This window comes from Mesorhizobium sp. CA13 (genome assembly GCF_020165235.1).
Classification (GTDB): Bacteria; Pseudomonadota; Alphaproteobacteria; order Rhizobiales; family Rhizobiaceae; genus Mesorhizobium.
The window spans coordinates 38,286-56,396 of sequence record NZ_JAIUHS010000004.1; the positions used below are offsets into that span (position 1 = coordinate 38,286).

Below are 18,111 nucleotides of genomic sequence, written 5' to 3' on the forward strand. Positions count from 1 at the left end.
CTTGCCTTTGTGGCTTCTTGCAAAAAATTGAACCAATTCTAAAATTGAGTCAATTCTGTTTTTGTGGCAGACAGCCGGCATGAGTGGATTGAGGGCAAGGCAAAAGGCCGACCGGCACCGCCGCATCATTGAGGCGGCGGCCGAGCTTTTCCGCGAGGCCGGTTATGAAGGCGCGAAGATCGAGGCGATCGCCGCCCAGGCCGAAGTGTCGATCGGGACGATTTACAATTACTACCAGAATAAGGGCGACATCCTCGGCGCCATCGTCTCCATGGAAGTCAACGAGGTGCTGAATGCCGGGCAAGGCGTGGTGGACAGCCCACCGGCCAATGTCGGCGATGCGCTGGACACGCTGATCGGCATCTATATCGAGCACTCGCTGAACTATCTCAGCAAGGAAATGTGGCGTCAGGCGATGGCGATCTCGACGCAACTGCCCGACAGCCCGTTCGGCCAGGCCTATACGGCACTCGATCGCGCCTTGACCGAGCAGATCCGCGCCCTGATCGCAAGGTTGCTGGAGATCGGCCTGGTGCGGCGCGACATCGACGGGCAGGCCGTGGGTGAGCTGGTCTTCAACAACATGAACATGATGTTCATCGAGTTCGTGAAGCGCGAAGAGGCAAGGATACCGGAGCTGCGCGCGGCGATCCGACGGCAGAACCGCATCCTGGTGGCGGCGATCGGGGTGTGAGGATGGAAGCGACCGCGGCATGAAGCCAGCTTCCGCCAGCGTGACTGACGATGAGTGCCAACGGCGGCATCCGTCTACACCGCAGGACTCCCGTGCGCGGGATGACCTGGCGGCTTGACGTTGCGGCGATTGACAGCGTAGCCGCCGGCCCTAACCAGCGATCCGTTCGAAGCATCGACCGAAGGGAAAGCAGACGCGCGGCCGCAGTGGCGCAGGTAAAAATCAGTGATCGGCCGGATCGATCTTCGTCAGGCGCTCCCGCGCTTCGGTGACGCGCCGCTGCGCGGACCTTATCCTGCTGCAAAGCGCAAGATTGATGCCGACGCCACAGTCTCCGTCCAACATTTCTTCCGCGCGTTTGAGGGCGAGTTCCGCTCGGCCAATCCGCTGCCTGGCCTGGGCCAGTTCCATGTCCAAGAGTTCGATCATCGTTCCGCTACAGAATTTGCGGTCCCTTCGATCGTTAACCGCCTCCGGCCGGGTTTGGTTCCAGGTTATCGGCTTAAGAGCCAGGAACAGGCAGGAGAAAATCGCCGCTTTGGCATCGACCTCATTGTACGCGAGTTCACCTCTTGAGTTGAGCTTAAAATCTGATACAACCTATAAGGGCAGACAAAAGGGGGAAGATGGTCAATGGGGACGTTTTCAATCTGGCATTGGGTGATCGTGCTGCTGATGATCGGCGTGCCTGTTTTCTTTGCGGTTCGCTCAGCCGTAAAGCCGTCACAGGGCCCAGCGGCTCTTGTAGGATTCGGTGGCTGGCTTATGCTACTGGTGATCGGTCAGGTGTTGTCGCCGCTGCGCACGCTTGCCGAGTTGGCCAATTCGGTCGAGGGTTACCAGCAACTCATGCCCCTGCCAAATGGGCCGCTTGCGGTGTATAGCGAGTTTGCCCTCAATCTGGCATTTCTGGCGCTTCAACTGGTTGTGCTCATTTCGATGCTGCGGCGAAGCCGACGCTTTCAACAATTGTTTCTGTTCCAGTGGATTGCGATACCGGTTGTGTTCGTCCTGGACACGATCTTGATCTCATCAACTCTAGGCGTCCCGGTGAGCCAGATCCTCGCTGGAGATGCGCTGATGACACCCGTTCTGTCGTTCATCCTCACCGGGGCCTGGGTCGCCTACGTCTACAAGTCCGTCAGGGTAAAGAACACGTTCGGCGGGGAAGTGGCAGCCGGCCAGGTTGCGACGGCCGCCTAGCGAGAATCCGATGGGTTTCGCCTCTTCGCATGAGCAGTCCTCTTTCGCCGAAGGCTTCGGAGGACACTTCTTCCTTTTGCGAGATCTGGTATTCTTACGGGCTCTGGGTGGCCTGCCACCCGAAGCTCGAAGAGCGAAGGGTGGTGCCCCCGGCAGGAATCGAACCCGCGACCTTCGGTTTACAAAACCGCTGCTCTACCAGCTGAGCTACAAGGGCATGCGGCACCGGTTAGCCATATTTGCGGCGCCAGTAAAGACAAATGTCGGTTTTGAGGCGCTCATGAACGCTGCCGGGGGACAGATACGGCATCCTGAAAATGGCCAATTCGCTTCCTATATCCTACGGCAGGTGCAATCGCTTGGGCGAGGCTGTCGCATGATCAGATTCGTCATCATCCTGCCGATCGTCGTCATAGCCTGGATGCTGCTGGTGAAGCTTATCAGAAGCGTCAAGAACGCCAATATCGACTGGACCGGCGTCACCACCATCATCGGCTTCATCGCGCTCGCCTTCTGGCTGCGCCATGTCACGGGCATGGGGTGGTGAGTAGTGAACCGATGTCGGTCGTACGGTTCACTACTCACTACTCACTACTCCCCCACCTCCGAAAAAATCTCCTCCCCCTTTCGAACCTTTTCCCGCGCCGCGCCGACTGATGGTCAGAGGCGAATGGGTCGCCTCGATCAAAAGATCCAGGAGATCATCATGTTCAAGCGCACTCTCGTTTCAGGCCTCGTTGCCATCTTCGTCGCCACCGGGGCGCTCGCCGGCACCGTCGGCACATCGTCGGCCCACGGCATGCACGGCCATCATCATCACCACCACCACCATCACAAGAAGCACTTCAAGAAGTTCTGGTGGAAGCACCACAACCATCATCACCACAAGCACGGCAAGGTGATCATTTTCCTTTGATGGAGGGACCCAATTCTCCCGAAAGGGCGGCTTCGGCCGCCCTTTTTGCGTTGGGCGAAGTGGGACGGTCATCAATGTCCTCGCCAGGCCCTTGCAGGCCGCCGTCAGCACGACCTCCTCGGTTCACGTTCAAAAAAGATTCGAACCTTTTTCTTGTGCCGAACGACAGATGATCAAGAGGCGGATGGGTCGCCTCTCCAAACGAAGCAAGGAGATCATCATGTTCAAGCGCGCACTCGTTTCCAGCCTCATCGCAACCACCGTCGCCGCCACCGCTCTGGTCGGCACCGTTCAGCCCTCGGCGGCTCATTCGCATCACCACCACCATGGCCTCGGCATTGGCATCGCCGCCGGCGTCGGCGGTTTTGTTCTCGGCAGCCTGCTTGCCCAGCCCCGCGCCGTCTACGTCGATGAGGACGGCGGTTCGTGGCACGTCCGCCGCTGCTTCGATCGCTATTCGAGCTACGATCCGGACTCTGACACCTATGTTGGTTACGACGGCTATCGTCACTACTGCCGGCTCTGAAGAGGAGGAGCATCGTTCAGCACCGGAAGAGGGGCTCAGGCGAGCCCCTTTTCTGTTGCTTGGACGGTGGGGCACCTGTTGGATTGGCCGACTTTCAAGGAGATGCCTGAACCCACGGTCATCGGCCTTTGTCGACGCGATCGGCAATGTACAGGCATTTCCCGAAGGCCTAATCTGCTTTGGCGATGATGGGGGAGGGTGACCCTTGGACGAGCAGGACCCGAAAGAGGAACAGGTCGAAACGATTTTCCGCAACGGCACGGTCACGACCGTCGGCATCCTGCTGGCGTTTTCGCTGGGTTTCATCACGCATTGGGCCGCCAACCCGATCCCGTGGCAGACCTATCACCTGACCGCCGTGCTACCGATCCTGGCCGGCATCGCCTTGCAGATGCGGGCACTGTGGCTTCTGCTCGACACAAAGTGCCTGCAGCGGCGCGTTTTCGAGCGCGCCAACCGCATCTTCATCGCCGGCCTCATCTTCACGGCCTGCGGCGTCGGCATGGCGATCCTGCTCGATTTTTTCGATATTGCGGCGAGGAGCGCGCTGCCCGGGGCAGGTTGATCATCCGGTTTGCACGCCACCGATCATCCTGGTGACCTCGGCCGCGGCATTGCGCACCATCGGCCCGATCTCGGCAAGCCGCTCAGGCGTCACCCGGACCGTGGGGCCTGATACGGAGACACCGCCGATCGGCTCGCCGAATTCGTTGAAGATGGCTGATGCCACGCAGCGCATGCCTGGATGCCGTTCCTCGTCGTCGACCGACCAGCCGCGCAGCTTGATCGTCGCGAGATCGCGCGCGAGGGCGGGGATGTCGGACAGCGTCCTGTCGGTAAAGCGCTGCAGGCCGGCCTTGCGCAGGATGGTTCCGACGCGCTCCGGTTCCAGATGCGCCAGCACCGCCTTGCCGATGCCTGAAGCATGAAAGGGGCTGCGCGTGCCCGGCCGGAAGAAGGCGCGGATCGCCTGGTGCGTCTCGACCTGGCTGACGAAGACCACGCAATCGTCCTCGGCGACGCCGAGATTGGCGGTCTCGCCGGTTTTCTCCATCAGTTCCTGCATGACGATGCGGGCGCGGTCGACCAGCTTGCGGCGGCGCAGGAACGCCGCTCCCATCCGGTAGGTCTCGACGCCGATCGACCAAAGCTGGTCCGAGCTGTCGAACTCGACCATGCCGTGGTTTTCGAGCGTCGTCAGCATGCGGTAGGCGGTGGAGGCGGCCAGACCGCTTTGCGCTGAAATCTCGCTCAGCGACAGGCCGCTGCCTTCGGCAACGATGGCCAGGATGCGCAAGGCCCGGTCCAACGACTGAACCGAAGCCGATTCCGACGGGCCGTTGAAGGCGCGCGGCCGACCGCGCTGGCGTTTTTCAGCGGTATCCATGGCGCCATCATGCCCGATTTTTCCGAACGGACAATGAAAAAGTTTTTCACGCATTCTGCACTGCCACTTTTTGGAAAACAAAAAGAGGAATGAAATCAACATACAACGGCAGCTTCTTAGAAATGAAAAAATATTCTGAAAAAATTGAAAAATAGCCGGCTTGCTGACATTCTCGGCCATCCAACAATGACAACCCTGTGGAGGGCCGGAAAATGGCCAGGATGCGCGCTGTCGATGCGGCGGTTCTCGTTCTCGAAAAGGAAGGCATCGCCTGCGCCTTCGGCGTCCCGGGCGCGGCGATCAATCCATTCTACTCGGCCCTGAAGGCGAGGGGCACCATCCGCCATGTGCTGGCCCGCCATGTCGAGGGCGCCTCGCACATGGCCGAGGGTTTTACCAGGGCCAAGGCGGGCAATATCGGGCTCTGCATCGGCACGTCTGGCCCGGCCGGCACCGACATGATCACCGGGCTCTATTCGGCATCAGCCGATTCCATCCCGATCCTCTGCATCACCGGCCAGGCGCCGCGGGCGCGGCTGAACAAGGAGGATTTCCAGGCCGTCGACATCGCCGCCATCGCTTCGCCCGTCGCCAAATGGGCGGTCACGGTCATGGAGCCCTATCTCGTGCCGATGGCACTTCAGAAGGCATTCCACCTGATGAGGTCTTCGCGCCCGGGACCGGTCCTGATCGACCTGCCGGTCGACGTCCAATTGGCCGAGATCGAGTTCGACATCGACGCCTATGAGCCGCTGGCGCCGTTCAAGCCGGCGATGACGCGCGCCCAGGCCGAGAAGGCGCTTGCGATGCTCAACGCCGCCGAGAAGCCGCTGATCGTCGCCGGCGGCGGCATCATCAACGCCGATGCGTCGGACCTTCTGATAGAATTCGCCGAGATTACCGGCGTGCCCGTCATCCCGACGCTGATGGGTTGGGGCGCGATCCCCGACGACCACCGACTGATGGCCGGCATGTGCGGGCTGCAGACATCGCACCGCTACGGCAACGCGACGATGCTAGAGGCCGACTTCGTGTTCGGCATTGGCAATCGCTGGGCAAACCGCCACACCGGTTCCGTCGATGTCTACACCAAGGGAAAAAAGTTCATCCATGTCGATATTGAGCCGACGCAGATCGGCCGTGTGTTCGCACCCGATCTCGGCGTCGTCTCGGATGCGGGCGCCGCGCTGAAGATGCTGCTCGACGTCGCCACCGAATGGAAAACGGCCGGAAGACTGCGCGACTGGTCGGGCTGGGCGAGGGAATGCCAGGGCCGCAAGAAGACGATGAAGCGCAAGACGCATTTCGACCAGGTGCCGCTCAAGCCGCAGCGCGTCTATGAGGAGATGAACAAGGCGTTCGGGCGCGACGTCACCTATGTCACCACGATCGGCCTGTCGCAGATCGCCGGCGCGCAGTTCCTGCATGTCTACAAGCCGCGCAACTGGATCAATTGCGGCCAGGCCGGCCCGCTCGGCTGGACCCTGCCGGCAGCCCTTGGCGTGCGCGCCGCCGATCCCGACCGCACCATCGTGGCGCTGTCGGGCGACTATGACTTCCAGTTCATGATCGAGGAGCTGGCGGTCGGCGCGCAGCACAGGCTGCCCTACATCCACGTCGTCGTGAACAACGCCTATCTCGGCCTGATCCGCCAGGCGCAACGCGGCTTCTCGATGGATTACGAGGTCAGCCTCGCCTTCGAGAACATCAACCGGTCAGACGACCCAGAGGCCGGCTACGGCGTCGACCACGTCGCTGTTGCCGAGGCGATGGGTTGCAAGGCGGTCAGGGTGCGCAAACCGGAAGAATTCGCCGGTGCCTTCAAGGAGGCGCAGCGGCTGATGAAGGAGCATCAGGTTCCGGTGGTGCTCGAATTCATCCTCGAACGCGTCACCAACATCTCGATGGGCACCGAGATCGACAAGATCACTGAATTCGAAGACCTTGCCGAACATCAAGAGGATGCCCCGACGGCGATCGTGATGCTGGACTAGGAGAAAGAGAATGCCGCGTTTTTCAGCCAATCTTTCGATGCTCTTTGGCGAGCATGACTTCCTCGACCGTTTTGATGCAGCTGCCCGCGCGGGCTTCAAAGGCGTCGAATATATAGGCCCCTACGACCATGCCCCCGAGGTGGTGGCCGCGCGGCTGAAGAAGAACGGCCTGACACAGGTGCTGTTCAACCTGCCTGCGGGCGATTGGGGGAAGGGCGAGCGCGGTATCGCCGTTTTGCCGGACCGCGTGCCTGAATTCCGCCAGGGCATCGCCAAGGCGATCGCCTACGCGCAGGCGCTCGGCTGCTCACAGGTCAATTGCCTGGCAGGCATCGCGCCCGCCGGTGTCGACCGTAAGGTGCTCGAGGATGTGTTTGCCGAGAACCTCGCCTTCGCTGCGGAGAAACTGGAGCAGGCCGGTATCAAATTGCTGATCGAGCCGATCAACACGCGCGATATCGAGGGCTTCTTCCTCAACTATTCCGACCAGGCGCTGGCGCTGATCGACCGTGTCGGCTCGAAGAACCTGTTCCTGCAATACGACATCTACCACATGCAGATCATGGAGGGGGATCTCGCCCGTACCATCGAGGCAAACCTCGGCCGCATCGCGCATATCCAGCTTGCGGACAATCCCGGCCGTCACGAGCCGGGGACGGGCGAGATCAACTATCCCTTCCTTTACGAGCACATAGACCGCATCGGTTATTCCGGCTGGGTCGGGGCGGAATACAAGCCGAAGGCGGGGACCGAAGCGGGATTGGGCTGGTTCAAAGAGTCGGCTGGGCAAGGGAGCGCGGCGGCTTAGCAGTAGGAATTTGAACCCGCGCTCTACGGCGCCCCCTCTGGCCTGCCGGCCATCTCCCCCACAAGGGGGGAGATCAGACGTCATCGCGGGCCTTCGCCAATCTCCAACGTTGTAGAGGGGGGCGAGGCGCTGAAGCTGCCATCTCCCCACCTGTGGGGGAGATGGCCGGCAGGCCAGAGGGGGGCGCCGTAGAGCGCGGCTTAACAATAAAGACGGAGATACAAATGGAAACCATCGGCTTCATCGGCCTTGGCATCATGGGCGCGCCGATGGCGGGACATTTGCTGGATGCCGGCTACACGGTCATCGCCAGCGACCACCGCTCCAAGCCGCCGGCCGATCTCGTGGCCAAGGGACTGAAAACTGTCTCTGACCACGCTGCCGTGGCCAAGGCCGCCGATATCATCATCACCATGGTGCCCGACACACCGCAGGTGGCCGAGGTGCTGTTTGGCGGGAACGGCGTCGCATCAGGTCTTTCCGAAGGCAAACTGGTCATCGACATGAGCTCGATCTCGCCGATCGAGACAAAGACCTTCGCCGGAAAAATCAACGAGATGGGCTGCGATTATCTCGACGCGCCGGTCTCGGGCGGCGAGGTGGGAGCCAAGGCCGCATCGCTCACCATCATGGTCGGCGGCGAGGAGAGGGCCTTCGAGCGCGCCAGGCCCGTTTTCGAGAAGATGGGCAAGAACATCACACTGGTCGGACCGAACGGCGTCGGCCAGACCACCAAGGTCGCCAACCAGATCGTCGTCGCGCTGACCATTGAAGCCGTGGCCGAAGCGCTTGTTTTTGCTTCAAAAGCCGGCGCCGACCCGGCCAAGGTCAGGCAGGCGCTGATGGGCGGGCTGGCCGCCTCGCGCATTCTCGAAGTGCATGGCGAGCGCATGGTCAGGCGCACCTTCGCGCCGGGCTTCCGCATCGAACTGCACCAGAAGGATCTCAACCTCGCCCTGGAAGGCGCAAGGGCGCTCGGCGTCTCCCTGCCCAACACGTCGACCACCCAGAAACTGTTCAATTCCTGCACCGCCAATGGCGACGCCAGGGAGGATCACTCGGCCCTGGTCAGGGCGCTGGAGCGGATGGCCGGGCATGAGGTAGGCAGAGGCGAATAGCGAGTAGGGAATAGCGAATAGGGGTTGCAGCCGCGGATAGCCGGGATTGGAGTTCGCTGCTCGCTGCTCGCTGCTCGCTGCTCGCTGCTCGCTGCTCGCTACTCGCTACTCGCTACTCGCTACTCGCTAAAAATTTCCGTGCCGCATAAAGGCTTACCGCCGCCGCGTTCGACACGTTGAGAGAGCGGATGGCGCCGGGCATGTCGAGGCGGGCCAGTGTCGTCACCGTCTCGCGCGTCTTCTGGCGCAGGCCCTTGCCTTCCGCACCCAGCACCAGCGCAAGCTTGTCGCCGGCAAAGCTCGTTTCGAGTTCGGCCGGGCCGCCCGAATCGAGACCGATTGTCTGGAAGCCGGCCTCATGCAGTTGCCCGAGCGCGTCGGCCAGGTTCTTCACCTCGATCTGGTCGATATGTTCGAGCGCGCCCGAGGCTGATTTCGCCAGCACGCCTGATTCCTGCGGGCTGTGGCGCGCCGTGGTGATCAGCGCGCCGGCATCGAAGGCGACCGCCGAGCGCAGGATGGCGCCGACATTGTGCGGATCGGTGATCTGGTCGAGCACCAGCACCAGTCTTGTATCGCCGAGCGCGTCGAGGCGCTTGGGCTTCAGCGGCTCGGCCTCGATCAGCACGCCTTGGTGCACGGCATCCGAACCCGTGATCTTGTCGATGTCCCTGGGTTCGGCCAGCTCCGCCTTGAAGGGCAGGGCCGCGAGGTCGGCCAGTCCCAGCCTCTCGGCGGCATTGCGCGTCACCAGCATTTTTTTGACCTTGCGGCGCGGATTGTCGAGTGCCGCCCGCACCGTATGCAGGCCATAGAGCCGCACCAGGCCGTCGGCTGCGTTCTCTCCTGGCGGCACGGGCTGGCGCGGCCGGAACGGCGGCGCGCCGCCGCTCTTCTCGTCGCGGTGCGCACGGCGCAGCTTGGCGTAGTGGGTGTCTTTCGGGGTGCCGGTCTTGTTGCTCATGGCCGGCTTCTATAGCGGTCTCCGGCGGCCAGGGATATGGTCCGTCGCCGCAGCCGGCGAACAACATCGAAAAACCCTTCCCGCGCGGTTGACACCCACTGGCCTTGCCGCCATAAGGCGCTTCGCTGATTTCGGAGAAGTGATACTCGGGTCCGGATCGGCAAGAATGCCTCGTTGCATGGCTCCGGCGGCAGACTGGAGAGGTGCCCGAGTGGTTAAAGGGGACGGACTGTAAATCCGTTGGCTTAGCCTACGTTGGTTCGAATCCAACCCTCTCCACCACTGCCGGCCCGGAAGCCCTGAAACGTGAAAGCATCGGAGGCGGAAAGCGCATGGCGCTTTTCCAGGAAATCCGATACTTCAGTGCAAGGCGCGGGTATAGCTCAGTGGTAGAGCAGCAGCCTTCCAAGCTGAATATGCGGGTTCGATTCCCGCTACCCGCTCCAGATTTCCAACCGCGCCATCGGTAAGCTGAAACACTGCGCGGCCAGGTCGCGCAGCGCTCCAGAGGATGGCTGTCCACTCGTTTCAGCTGTTGAAGGCCGATGCGACCTGGTGTTGCTGCGGCACCTGGCCGTTCGGCGTCAGCTTGTCGACGATGCCCGGCAGGGCTGCGGACAGTTGCTTGAGCAGCTCCTGCTCGTCGAGCCCGGTCCGTTGCGCGATTTCCCGGATGACCTGCGGTCCGATCGCATTTCCCAGGTCATTGGGGTTGATCGGCTGGTTCTGGCCGGTGCCGACCCAGGAATCGGCGACGTTGCCGTGGCCGGAATTCTTCAATTTGTCGAGCAGGCCGCCCAGCCCGCCAAGAAGGCCGCCATCGCCTGCCGTGGTTTCATTGGGCTCGGCCGGTACGGGAGCTTGGGCTTGCTCCGGCTGTTCGGCGCTCCTGCCGCTCAGCATCTTTCCGACCAGCAACGCGCCGAGCGCGATCATCAGGGGTTTGGTGATGTTGCCGCTTGGAACGGCATTGTCAAACAGTCCCATCGTGGATCTCCTTGTCAGCCAAGCCCGTCCCATCCTCACAATGACGCAAACGGGCGGAATTTCAAGCTGGCTTGAGCTTTTGACAATCATATGAAAATGATGGACGCGGCAGGGGATTGGAGAGGAAAAATGTCAATCATCAGCTGGATTATTCTGGGCGTCGTTGCCGGCTTTCTTGGCAGCAAGATCGTCAACAAGAGCGGCCAGGGCATGATCATGGATATCGTGCTCGGCATTGTCGGCGCCATTGTCGGCGGCCTGATCTTCAGCGCATTCGGCGCGTCGGGCGTCACCGGCCTCAACATCTACAGCCTGATCGTCGCCGTGGTGGGCGCCGTGGTCGTGTTGTGGGCCTACCACCAGTTCGCCGGCAAGCGCACGATTTAAGCGCCAGCGCCGAAACTGTCTGATACTTCGAATTCCGCCGAGGCAACACCGGCCGCCGGCCGGCATGCGCGGCAGGCTTGCCTATGGCATCAGGATTGCGTCGGCCGCGGCGAAAAAAATCAGCGTTCCCGCGATGAACACCGCCCAGCCGACAAGCGACTTGCGGATGGCCGCCTTGTGCTCGGCGTCGGAGTGCTTGTTCTGGTCAAAATCGGTCATGGGGAATCTCCCTTGGCTGATCATCATGTCTTCGTCGATCAGACGATGATTCGCCGATTAGACGATCAATCTGGCTACTGCAATATCAGCTGAAAGGGCATATGCGGGCGCCTGCTAGGGCGCCAGGCCTATGCGACGACGGTCAGCCGGCGCTTGCGCTGGTCCAGCGAGACGATGGCCAATCCGCTGCCGACAACCAGAAGGATGCCGCAGACCGCCAGCGCGTTTGGGAATTGTCCGAACACCAGCAGGCCCGAAATCACCGCCCAGACGGTGAAGCAGTAGTAGAACGGCGCCACCGCGCTGGTCGGCCCGACGCGATAGGCCATGAAGATGAAGAAATGGCCGAAGATCAGGAAAAATCCGGCTCCGGCCATGAGCAGCAAATGATGCGGTTCGGGCATGATCCAGCGCTCTGAAACCAGGTGTGCCGCACCGGCGCCGATCAGCACCACCACGACGGCGGAAATAGCCACGATCATTCCCGGCACCTCGGCCGAAACCCGCCTGCCGGTGAGATCGCGCGCGGCCGACAATGCCGCGTTGCCGAGCGCCAGCAAGGCGTAGACCGAGATGCCCTGCATGGTCGGTTGCGCCACCATCAGCGCGCCGATGAAGCCAAGGCCGATCAGCGCCATGCGCTGGCCGCCGATCCGCTCGCCGAACAGGATGGAGGAGCCGACCAGCATCAAGAGCGGCGTGACCTGTCCGAGCGCGGTGGAATCGGCGATCTGCATGTTGGCGAGCGCCACGACGTAACAAAGAATGGCGGCCAGTTCGAGCAGGTTGCGGTGCAGTACGCGCTTGTCGAAGATCAGCGGGATTTGTTTGCCATAGCCGAGCGCAAACAGCAGCGGAAAGCCCCAGAGCGCCGCCGCCGCGCCGCGCAGGAACAGCACTTCATAGGACGGCAGGCCTGCCGTGGCGAGCTTCATCATCGTATCGTTGACGAGATACGACCCGGTCGAGACGATCATGAACAGGGGGCCGCGAACGGCTGTCGGGATGAAATGCATCGGTGCAGGAAATCAGAGCGGGAACGCCGCCGCAATGGGCCATGGAGCGCCGACCAATCCGACAGCGATCGACGAGCGGCGCGCGCAATGCCGGCGCCGTTGCGCAGGGCATGGGCCCATTCCATTTCGCGCGACACGTTCCTATATCAGCGCCATATCCCCGCAATCGGATCGCGAGTTCGGACCGAGTGAGACGGCGCCCGGGCAAAAGACGCTTGTGTTTTTTAGCCTTTGTCGCTAATCGCCCCGCATTCGACTGAACTGAAGGTCCAGGCCGTCCAAGGAAAGAGACTATGGCAAAAGGTAAATTCGAGCGCACCAAGCCGCATGTGAACATCGGCACGATTGGCCACGTTGATCATGGCAAGACGTCTTTGACGGCAGCGATCACCAAGTATTTTGGCGAATACAAGCGCTATGACCAGATTGACGCGGCGCCGGAAGAGAAGGCGCGCGGCATCACGATTTCGACGGCTCACGTTGAGTACGAGACGGAGAACCGTCACTACGCCCACGTCGACTGCCCCGGCCACGCCGACTATGTGAAGAACATGATCACCGGTGCCGCGCAGATGGACGGCGCGATCCTGGTCGTGTCGGCCGCCGACGGCCCGATGCCGCAGACCCGCGAGCACATTCTTCTGGCCCGCCAGGTCGGCGTGCCGTCGATCGTGGTGTTCTTGAACAAGGTCGACCAGGTCGACGATGCCGAGCTGCTTGAGCTGGTCGAGCTCGAGGTTCGCGAATTGCTGACCAAGAACGAGTTCCCCGGCGACGACATTCCGATCGTCAAGGGTTCGGCGCTGGCGGCTTTGGAAGATTCGGACAAGAAGATCGGCGAGGACGCGATCCGCGAGCTGATGGCTCAGGTCGACGCCTACATTCCGACGCCTGTCCGTCCGCTCGACAAGCCGTTCCTGATGCCGATCGAGGACGTGTTCTCGATCTCGGGCCGCGGCACGGTGGTGACCGGTCGCGTCGAGCGCGGCGTGGTCAAGGTCGGCGAGGAGCTGGAGATCATCGGCATCCGTCCGACCACCAAGACGACCTGCACGGGCGTTGAGATGTTCCGCAAGCTGCTCGACCAGGGCCAGGCCGGCGACAACATCGGCGCGCTGCTGCGCGGTGTCGACCGTGAAGGTGTCGAGCGCGGCCAGGTTCTGGCCAAGCCCGGTTCGGTGAAGCCGCACAAGAAGTTCGTGGCCGAAGCCTACATCCTGACCAAGGACGAGGGTGGCCGTCACACGCCGTTCTTCACCAACTACCGCCCGCAGTTCTACTTCCGCACCACCGACGTGACCGGCATCGTGTCCCTGCCGGCCGGCACCGAGATGGTGATGCCTGGCGACAACATCACGGTCGACGTCGAGCTGATCGTGCCGATCGCCATGGAAGAGAAGCTGCGCTTCGCCATCCGTGAAGGCGGCCGCACCGTCGGTGCCGGCATCGTCGTCACCATCAAGGAATAGTCGACACCGGCATCAGCCGGATCGAGAAGGAAGGGCGGTCCTCGGGCCGCCCTTTTTTGTTGGCGACCGAAGATCAGCCATTGGCATGCCGGGGCCGACGCACAGTCGAACGGTAGCCGCGTCATCGAACTGGCCATCGAGGCAGGTTGAGTGTTGCTCGATTTTTCCGCTACCGTCGCTGCAGGCGGCGCTGGGCGGAGATCAAGTATGAGCCAGGATGTTCCGACACTGTATGAATGGGCCGGCGGCAGCGAGGCGCTGAACCGGCTGACGCAGACCTTCTATGACAAGGTGGCGCGGGATCCGGTCGTCGGGCCGGTGTTCAAGCATATGTCGCCCGACCACCCCGCCCACGTCGCGGCCTTTATCGGCGAGGTTTTCGGCGGCCCGAAAACCTACAGCGAAAAATTCGGCGGCCACCGCGAGATGGTGATGCATCACCTGGGCAAGCATTTGACGGAAGAGCAGCGCCGCCGCTGGATCAGTCTGCTGGCCGATGCCGCCGATGCGGTCGGCCTGCCTGACGACCCGGAGTTCCGTTCCGCCTTCATGGGCTATGTCGAATGGGGGTCGCGGCTCGCCAAGATGAACTCCAATCTCGGCGAAACCTGCGACCCCGAGACCGAGCCGATGCCGGCCTGGGGCTGGGGCGTGCCTGGCGGGCCGTACCGGGTCCCGGACACCAAATAGCCGGCCAACGGATACACCGGCCGGCAGGCAAGATCTCCGCGAATGGCATGCCGACGCACTCGTGCGTGAACCGGCGATCGATGGCGGCGGGCTGGCATCGGCCATCCCGATTTCCGGCAAAGGGGATGAAGGCCCTTTTGCTTGCAAACCGCTCTTTACAGAGCGCGCGGAAGCTTTTAGGAAGCCCCTGCTGCGCCGAGGCGCACGTGTACGGGCATAGCTCAGTTGGTAGAGCGGCGGTCTCCAAAACCGCAGGTCGTAGGTTCGAGCCCTGCTGCCCGTGCCATTTCGAGAAATGGCACGTCAAAACAAAAACTCAGCCATTTCCTAAATGGCTATCAGAAACGATATTTCTGAGGGCTGCCCTTTGAAAATCGGCGACCGGCTTGCCATATTAGGCCGATTGAGGCATAAGGGCGCCATAGCCGGGACGGAACGACTGGATGGTTCCGAGGCGGCGTTTGGTCATAAAGCGGACACTTGCCACTTGCGTGGATCAAGAATCGGTTTTATGTAGACGAAACAGACACGCGACGCGTGGAGCTGGGAAGCCGGCTTTACGCGTCTGATTTGCATGGGCGAAATGATTGTGCCGATTCGGCGCGAAAATGGACCCAGGCGGCACGTCCCGGCCAGCGGGATCATCCAGGAGACCCGGCCAACGGGTCTTGAAGACAGAGCGGCATATGGCTTCGAAAACCACAAATCCTTTCGTCTTTCTCCAGCAGGTTCGCGCGGAGACCGCCAAGGTGACTTGGCCATCGCGGCGCGAAACGATGATCTCGACGGTGATGGTTCTGGCCTTCGCTGTGATCGCGATGATCTTTTTCTTCACCGCCGATCAGCTCATGGGCCTCGCGGTCGAACAGATTCTGGGCATTGGACGCTAAGTCCGGCGATTACGGAGAAGTCGTGAAATGACTACGCGCTGGTACATCGTCCACGCCTATTCGAACTTTGAGAAGAAGGTCGCCGAGGACATCGAGAACAAGGCCAAGCAGAAGGGCCTGTCCGCCGATATCGAGCAGATCGTCGTGCCGACCGAGAAGGTCGTCGAGGTTCGTCGCGGCCGCAAGGTCGACGCCGAGCGCAAGTTCTTTCCGGGCTATGTGCTCCTGAAGGCCAACTTGACCGACGCCGTGTTCTCGCTAGTCAAGAACACGCCGAAGGTCACCGGCTTCCTGGGCGACTCCAAACCGGTGCCGATCACCGAGGCCGAGGCGCAGCGCATCCTTAACCAGGTGCAGGAAGGCGTCGAGCGGCCGAAGCCCTCGGTTACTTTCGAGATCGGCGAGGCGATCCGCGTTTCGGATGGCCCCTTCGCGTCCTTCAACGGCTTCGTCCAGGAAGTGGACGAGGAGCGGGCGCGGCTCAAGGTGGAAGTTTCGATCTTCGGGCGCGCCGTGCCTGTCGATCTGGAATTCGGACAAGTCGAAAAAGGCTGATCCGAAATCCCTGGCGCCGTTCCGGTGGTCAGGGGAGGCGGCGCGGCAACGCGCGGCCTGAGAACGGTGGGAGGCGAATGCGGCTTTAGCCAGCCGCAGGAACCGCACCACCAGACTGCAACAGCCGGTGCTTTCCCAGATCGTGGGACCGGCATAGACAAAGGCAGGAATAGAGATGGCTAAGAAAATTGCAGGCCAGCTCAAGCTCCAGGTTGCCGCGGGCTCGGCTACGCCGTCGCCCCCGATCGGCCCGGCGCTTGGTCAGCGCGGCATCAACATCATGGAGTTCTGCAAGGCGTTCAACGCGCAGACCCAGGAAATGGAAAAGGGATCGCCGATTCCGGTCGTCATCACCTACTACCAGGACAAGTCGTTCACTTTCGTCATGAAGACGCCGCCGGTGAGCTACTTCCTGAAGAAGGCCGCGAACCTGAAGTCGGGCTCGAAGGAGCCGGGCAAGGTCAAGGCCGGCACGATCGGCCGCGACAAGGTCCGCGCCATCGCCGAGCAGAAGATGAAGGATCTGAACGCAAACGACGTCGAGGCGGCCATGCGCATGGTCGAGGGCTCCGCCCGCTCGATGGGTCTGGAAGTGGTGGGCTGAGATCATGGCAAAGATTGCAAAGCGTGTATCGAAGACCCGCGAAGGCATCGATCCCAACAAGGCTTATACCTTGGGTGACGCGCTGAAGCTGCTCAAGGATCGCTCTACGGTCAAGTTCGACGAGACGATCGAAGTCGCGATGAATCTCGGCGTTGATCCTCGCCATGCCGACCAGATGGTCCGCGGCGTGGTCAACCTGCCGAACGGCACCGGCCGCTCAGTCCGCGTCGCCGTGTTTGCCCGTGGCGACAAGGCCGAGGAAGCCAAGGCCGCCGGCGCCGACATCGTCGGCGCGGAGGACCTGGTCGACATCGTCCAGAAGGGCACGATCGATTTCGATCGCTGCATCGCCACGCCGGACATGATGCCGCTCGTCGGCCGTCTGGGCAAGGTGCTCGGCCCGCGCGGCATGATGCCGAACCCGAAGGTCGGTACCGTCACCACCGACGTTGCGGCCGCCGTCAAGGCATCGAAGGGCGGCGCTGTGGAGTTCCGCGTCGAGAAGGCCGGCATCGTTCACGCCGGCGTCGGCAAGGTTTCGTTCGATGTCAAGGCGCTGGAAGAAAACGTTCGCGCCTTCGCCGATGCGGTGACCAAGGCGAAGCCGGCTGGCGCCAAGGGCAACTACGTCAAGAAGGTGTCGGTCACCTCGACGATGGGCCCGGGCCTCAAGCTCGATGTCTCGACGCTCGCAGCGTCCTGATTAAGACGATCTGGATCGGCCGCTGAAAGGTCGATCCGCAAGTGAATTCCGGGCCCGGATCGTTCTGGGCCCGGTACCGGGAGCCGAAAGGCTTCCGGACATCCTGTCCGAGATTGCAGGCGGCCCGGCCTTTATTGAAAAGGGGGGCCTTAATTCATGTGGGCCTGCATGAGACGGGTGAAGACCTGACAGCGGAGCAAGTGCTCCAATGAAAGGTTCGAACCGTGTTTGCCTTTTGTCTGCGCATCGTCCGGCTTGCCGGCGATGTGGCGAAAGGGGGCAGGATCCTCGAGCGCTGTTCGGGAGATCCGTTACTGGATGGCCCGGCCGGCAAAAGGCAACCCGACGCCTGTCCTCGTGAATGGGAATGTTCCCGTTAGCAGGATGGGGGTCAACTGGAGATAGGCAGTGGACAGAGCGGAAAAACGCGAACTCGTCACGGGCCTGAACGATGCGTTCTCGAACGCGGGTTCAGTGGTCGTGGCCCACTATGCCGGTATCACCGTCGCGCAAATGAACGACCTCCGGTCGAAAATGCGCGCTGCCGGTGGCACCGTTAAAGTCGCGAAGAACCGTCTCGCCAAAATCGCTCTTCAGGGCACGGACTCCGCATCGATCATCGATCTGTTCAAGGGACAGACGCTGGTCGCCTATTCGGAGGATCCGATTGCGGCGCCGAAGGTCGCGTCCGATTTCGCCAAGGGGAATGACAAGCTGGTCATTCTCGGCGGCGCAATGGGCACCACCTCGCTCAACGCCGACGGTGTGAAGGCACTCGCCACACTTCCGTCGCTCGACGAGCTGCGCGCCAGGCTGGTTGGCATGATCGCCACGCCGGCAACCCGGATCGCCCAGATCGTCAATGCGCCCGCGGCTTCGGTCGCGCGTGTCATCGGCGCTTACGCCCGGAAGGACGAGGCGGCATGAGGCCGTTCCTCGCTATCACAAACACACGTTCGAACCTTATGAAGGAATACAACA

At 61.8% G+C, this 18,111-nt stretch carries 23 protein-coding genes and 4 tRNA genes; 21 read left to right on the forward strand and 6 right to left on the reverse strand.

The window, feature by feature from the left end; all coding sequences use genetic code 11:
- Window positions 1-79 precede the first annotated feature (79 nt).
- The 3 genes from LB566_RS11575 (at window position 80) to LB566_RS11585 (ending at window position 1,897) form a co-directional block, all read left to right on the forward strand.
- Entirely contained in the window at window positions 80-694 is a 615-nt protein-coding gene (locus LB566_RS11575) for a TetR/AcrR family transcriptional regulator (protein ID WP_224624517.1), read from the forward strand.
- 225 nt (window positions 695-919) lie between these two features.
- Entirely contained in the window at window positions 920-1,270 is a 351-nt protein-coding gene (locus LB566_RS11580) for a hypothetical protein (RefSeq protein WP_224624518.1), read from the forward strand.
- 57 nt (window positions 1,271-1,327) lie between these two features.
- Window positions 1,328-1,897 (forward strand): DUF2569 family protein, encoded by a 570-nt coding sequence (locus tag LB566_RS11585; RefSeq protein ID WP_224624519.1) that lies wholly within the window; start codon window positions 1,328-1,330, stop codon window positions 1,895-1,897.
- A 141-nt stretch (window positions 1,898-2,038) separates the two neighbouring features.
- Here LB566_RS11585 and LB566_RS11590 read toward each other — a convergent pair.
- Window positions 2,039-2,114 (reverse strand) — tRNA-Thr (locus tag LB566_RS11590).
- 159 nt (window positions 2,115-2,273) lie between these two features.
- On the opposite strand from LB566_RS11590, the gene LB566_RS11595 reads away from it, so the two are divergent.
- The 4 genes from LB566_RS11595 (at window position 2,274) to LB566_RS11610 (ending at window position 3,904) form a co-directional block, all read left to right on the forward strand.
- Complete coding sequence (locus tag LB566_RS11595; protein ID WP_140493589.1) at window positions 2,274-2,444, forward strand: hypothetical protein; 171 nt, start codon at window positions 2,274-2,276, stop codon at window positions 2,442-2,444.
- Between the two features lie 159 nt (window positions 2,445-2,603).
- Window positions 2,604-2,813, forward strand: coding sequence for a hypothetical protein (locus tag LB566_RS11600; protein ID WP_224624520.1), 210 nt, complete (start codon window positions 2,604-2,606; stop codon window positions 2,811-2,813).
- A 220-nt stretch (window positions 2,814-3,033) separates the two neighbouring features.
- On the forward strand, window positions 3,034-3,339 hold the full coding sequence (locus LB566_RS11605; protein WP_224624521.1) for a BA14K family protein: 306 nt from the start codon (window positions 3,034-3,036) through the stop codon (window positions 3,337-3,339).
- A 205-nt stretch (window positions 3,340-3,544) separates the two neighbouring features.
- Window positions 3,545-3,904: a hypothetical protein gene (locus tag LB566_RS11610; protein ID WP_140548693.1), complete on the forward strand. Its 360-nt coding sequence runs from the start codon at window positions 3,545-3,547 to the stop codon at window positions 3,902-3,904.
- On the opposite strand, the gene bhcR is transcribed toward LB566_RS11610, so the two are convergent.
- A complete protein-coding gene (gene bhcR / locus LB566_RS11615) occupies window positions 3,905-4,726 on the reverse strand; it encodes an HTH-type transcriptional regulator BhcR (protein WP_224624522.1) in 822 nt (273 codons plus the stop codon).
- Between the two features lie 212 nt (window positions 4,727-4,938).
- Here bhcR and gcl point away from each other — a divergent pair, with 212 nt between their 5' ends.
- The 3 genes from gcl to LB566_RS11630 all read left to right on the forward strand — a co-directional run bounded on the left by gcl (window position 4,939) and on the right by LB566_RS11630 (window position 8,646).
- Window positions 4,939-6,720, forward strand: coding sequence for a glyoxylate carboligase (gene gcl / locus LB566_RS11620; protein WP_224624523.1), 1,782 nt, complete (start codon window positions 4,939-4,941; stop codon window positions 6,718-6,720).
- 10 nt (window positions 6,721-6,730) lie between these two features.
- Window positions 6,731-7,528, forward strand: a complete 798-nt coding sequence (gene otnI, locus LB566_RS11625) for a 2-oxo-tetronate isomerase (protein WP_224624524.1) — start codon at window positions 6,731-6,733, stop codon at window positions 7,526-7,528.
- A 161-nt stretch (window positions 7,529-7,689) separates the two neighbouring features.
- Entirely contained in the window at window positions 7,690-8,646 is a 957-nt protein-coding gene (locus LB566_RS11630) for a 2-hydroxy-3-oxopropionate reductase (protein WP_224624525.1), read from the forward strand.
- A gap of 112 nt (window positions 8,647-8,758) precedes the next feature.
- On the opposite strand, the gene LB566_RS11635 is transcribed toward LB566_RS11630, so the two are convergent.
- Window positions 8,759-9,610, reverse strand: coding sequence for a TrmH family RNA methyltransferase (locus LB566_RS11635; protein ID WP_140548681.1), 852 nt, complete (start codon window positions 9,608-9,610; stop codon window positions 8,759-8,761).
- A 197-nt stretch (window positions 9,611-9,807) separates the two neighbouring features.
- On the opposite strand from LB566_RS11635, the gene LB566_RS11640 reads away from it, so the two are divergent.
- A tRNA-Tyr gene (locus LB566_RS11640) sits at window positions 9,808-9,892 on the forward strand.
- 90 nt (window positions 9,893-9,982) lie between these two features.
- Window positions 9,983-10,056, forward strand: a tRNA-Gly gene (locus tag LB566_RS11645).
- Between the two features lie 82 nt (window positions 10,057-10,138).
- Here the strand turns inward: LB566_RS11645 and LB566_RS11650 are convergent.
- Complete coding sequence (locus LB566_RS11650; RefSeq protein WP_224624526.1) at window positions 10,139-10,597, reverse strand: YidB family protein; 459 nt, start codon at window positions 10,595-10,597, stop codon at window positions 10,139-10,141.
- 129 nt (window positions 10,598-10,726) lie between these two features.
- Here LB566_RS11650 and LB566_RS11655 point away from each other — a divergent pair, with 129 nt between their 5' ends.
- Complete coding sequence (locus tag LB566_RS11655) at window positions 10,727-10,984, forward strand: GlsB/YeaQ/YmgE family stress response membrane protein (RefSeq protein ID WP_224624527.1); 258 nt, start codon at window positions 10,727-10,729, stop codon at window positions 10,982-10,984.
- A gap of 81 nt (window positions 10,985-11,065) precedes the next feature.
- Here the strand turns inward: LB566_RS11655 and LB566_RS11660 are convergent, their stop codons facing one another.
- On the reverse strand, window positions 11,066-11,203 hold the full coding sequence (locus tag LB566_RS11660; protein ID WP_181172379.1) for a hypothetical protein: 138 nt from the start codon (window positions 11,201-11,203) through the stop codon (window positions 11,066-11,068).
- 128 nt (window positions 11,204-11,331) lie between these two features.
- The gene (locus LB566_RS11665) at window positions 11,332-12,219 is read right to left on the reverse strand and encodes a DMT family transporter (protein ID WP_224624528.1); all 888 of its coding nucleotides are present in this window, start codon (window positions 12,217-12,219) and stop codon (window positions 11,332-11,334) included.
- A gap of 293 nt (window positions 12,220-12,512) precedes the next feature.
- Here LB566_RS11665 and tuf point away from each other — a divergent pair, with 293 nt between their 5' ends.
- From tuf to rplJ, 8 genes are all read left to right on the forward strand, one after another.
- The gene (gene tuf, locus LB566_RS11670; protein ID WP_140515452.1) at window positions 12,513-13,688 is read left to right on the forward strand and encodes an elongation factor Tu; all 1,176 of its coding nucleotides are present in this window, start codon (window positions 12,513-12,515) and stop codon (window positions 13,686-13,688) included.
- 207 nt (window positions 13,689-13,895) lie between these two features.
- Window positions 13,896-14,378, forward strand: coding sequence for a group II truncated hemoglobin (locus LB566_RS11675; RefSeq protein WP_140548675.1), 483 nt, complete (start codon window positions 13,896-13,898; stop codon window positions 14,376-14,378).
- A gap of 210 nt (window positions 14,379-14,588) precedes the next feature.
- Window positions 14,589-14,664 (forward strand) — tRNA-Trp (locus LB566_RS11680).
- A gap of 400 nt (window positions 14,665-15,064) precedes the next feature.
- Window positions 15,065-15,268 (forward strand): preprotein translocase subunit SecE, encoded by a 204-nt coding sequence (gene secE, locus LB566_RS11685; protein ID WP_013531408.1) that lies wholly within the window; start codon window positions 15,065-15,067, stop codon window positions 15,266-15,268.
- A 27-nt stretch (window positions 15,269-15,295) separates the two neighbouring features.
- The gene (nusG, locus tag LB566_RS11690) at window positions 15,296-15,823 is read left to right on the forward strand and encodes a transcription termination/antitermination protein NusG (protein WP_140501620.1); all 528 of its coding nucleotides are present in this window, start codon (window positions 15,296-15,298) and stop codon (window positions 15,821-15,823) included.
- Between the two features lie 175 nt (window positions 15,824-15,998).
- Window positions 15,999-16,427 carry a 50S ribosomal protein L11 gene (gene rplK / locus LB566_RS11695; RefSeq protein ID WP_140501622.1) on the forward strand — a complete coding sequence of 143 codons (429 nt, stop codon included), beginning with the start codon at window positions 15,999-16,001 and terminating at the stop codon, window positions 16,425-16,427.
- Between the two features lie 4 nt (window positions 16,428-16,431).
- Window positions 16,432-17,130 carry a 50S ribosomal protein L1 gene (gene rplA / locus LB566_RS11700; protein WP_140501624.1) on the forward strand — a complete coding sequence of 233 codons (699 nt, stop codon included), beginning with the start codon at window positions 16,432-16,434 and terminating at the stop codon, window positions 17,128-17,130.
- A 408-nt stretch (window positions 17,131-17,538) separates the two neighbouring features.
- On the forward strand, window positions 17,539-18,057 hold the full coding sequence (gene rplJ / locus LB566_RS11705; RefSeq protein WP_140515456.1) for a 50S ribosomal protein L10: 519 nt from the start codon (window positions 17,539-17,541) through the stop codon (window positions 18,055-18,057).
- Window positions 18,058-18,111: the final 54 nt, after the last annotated feature.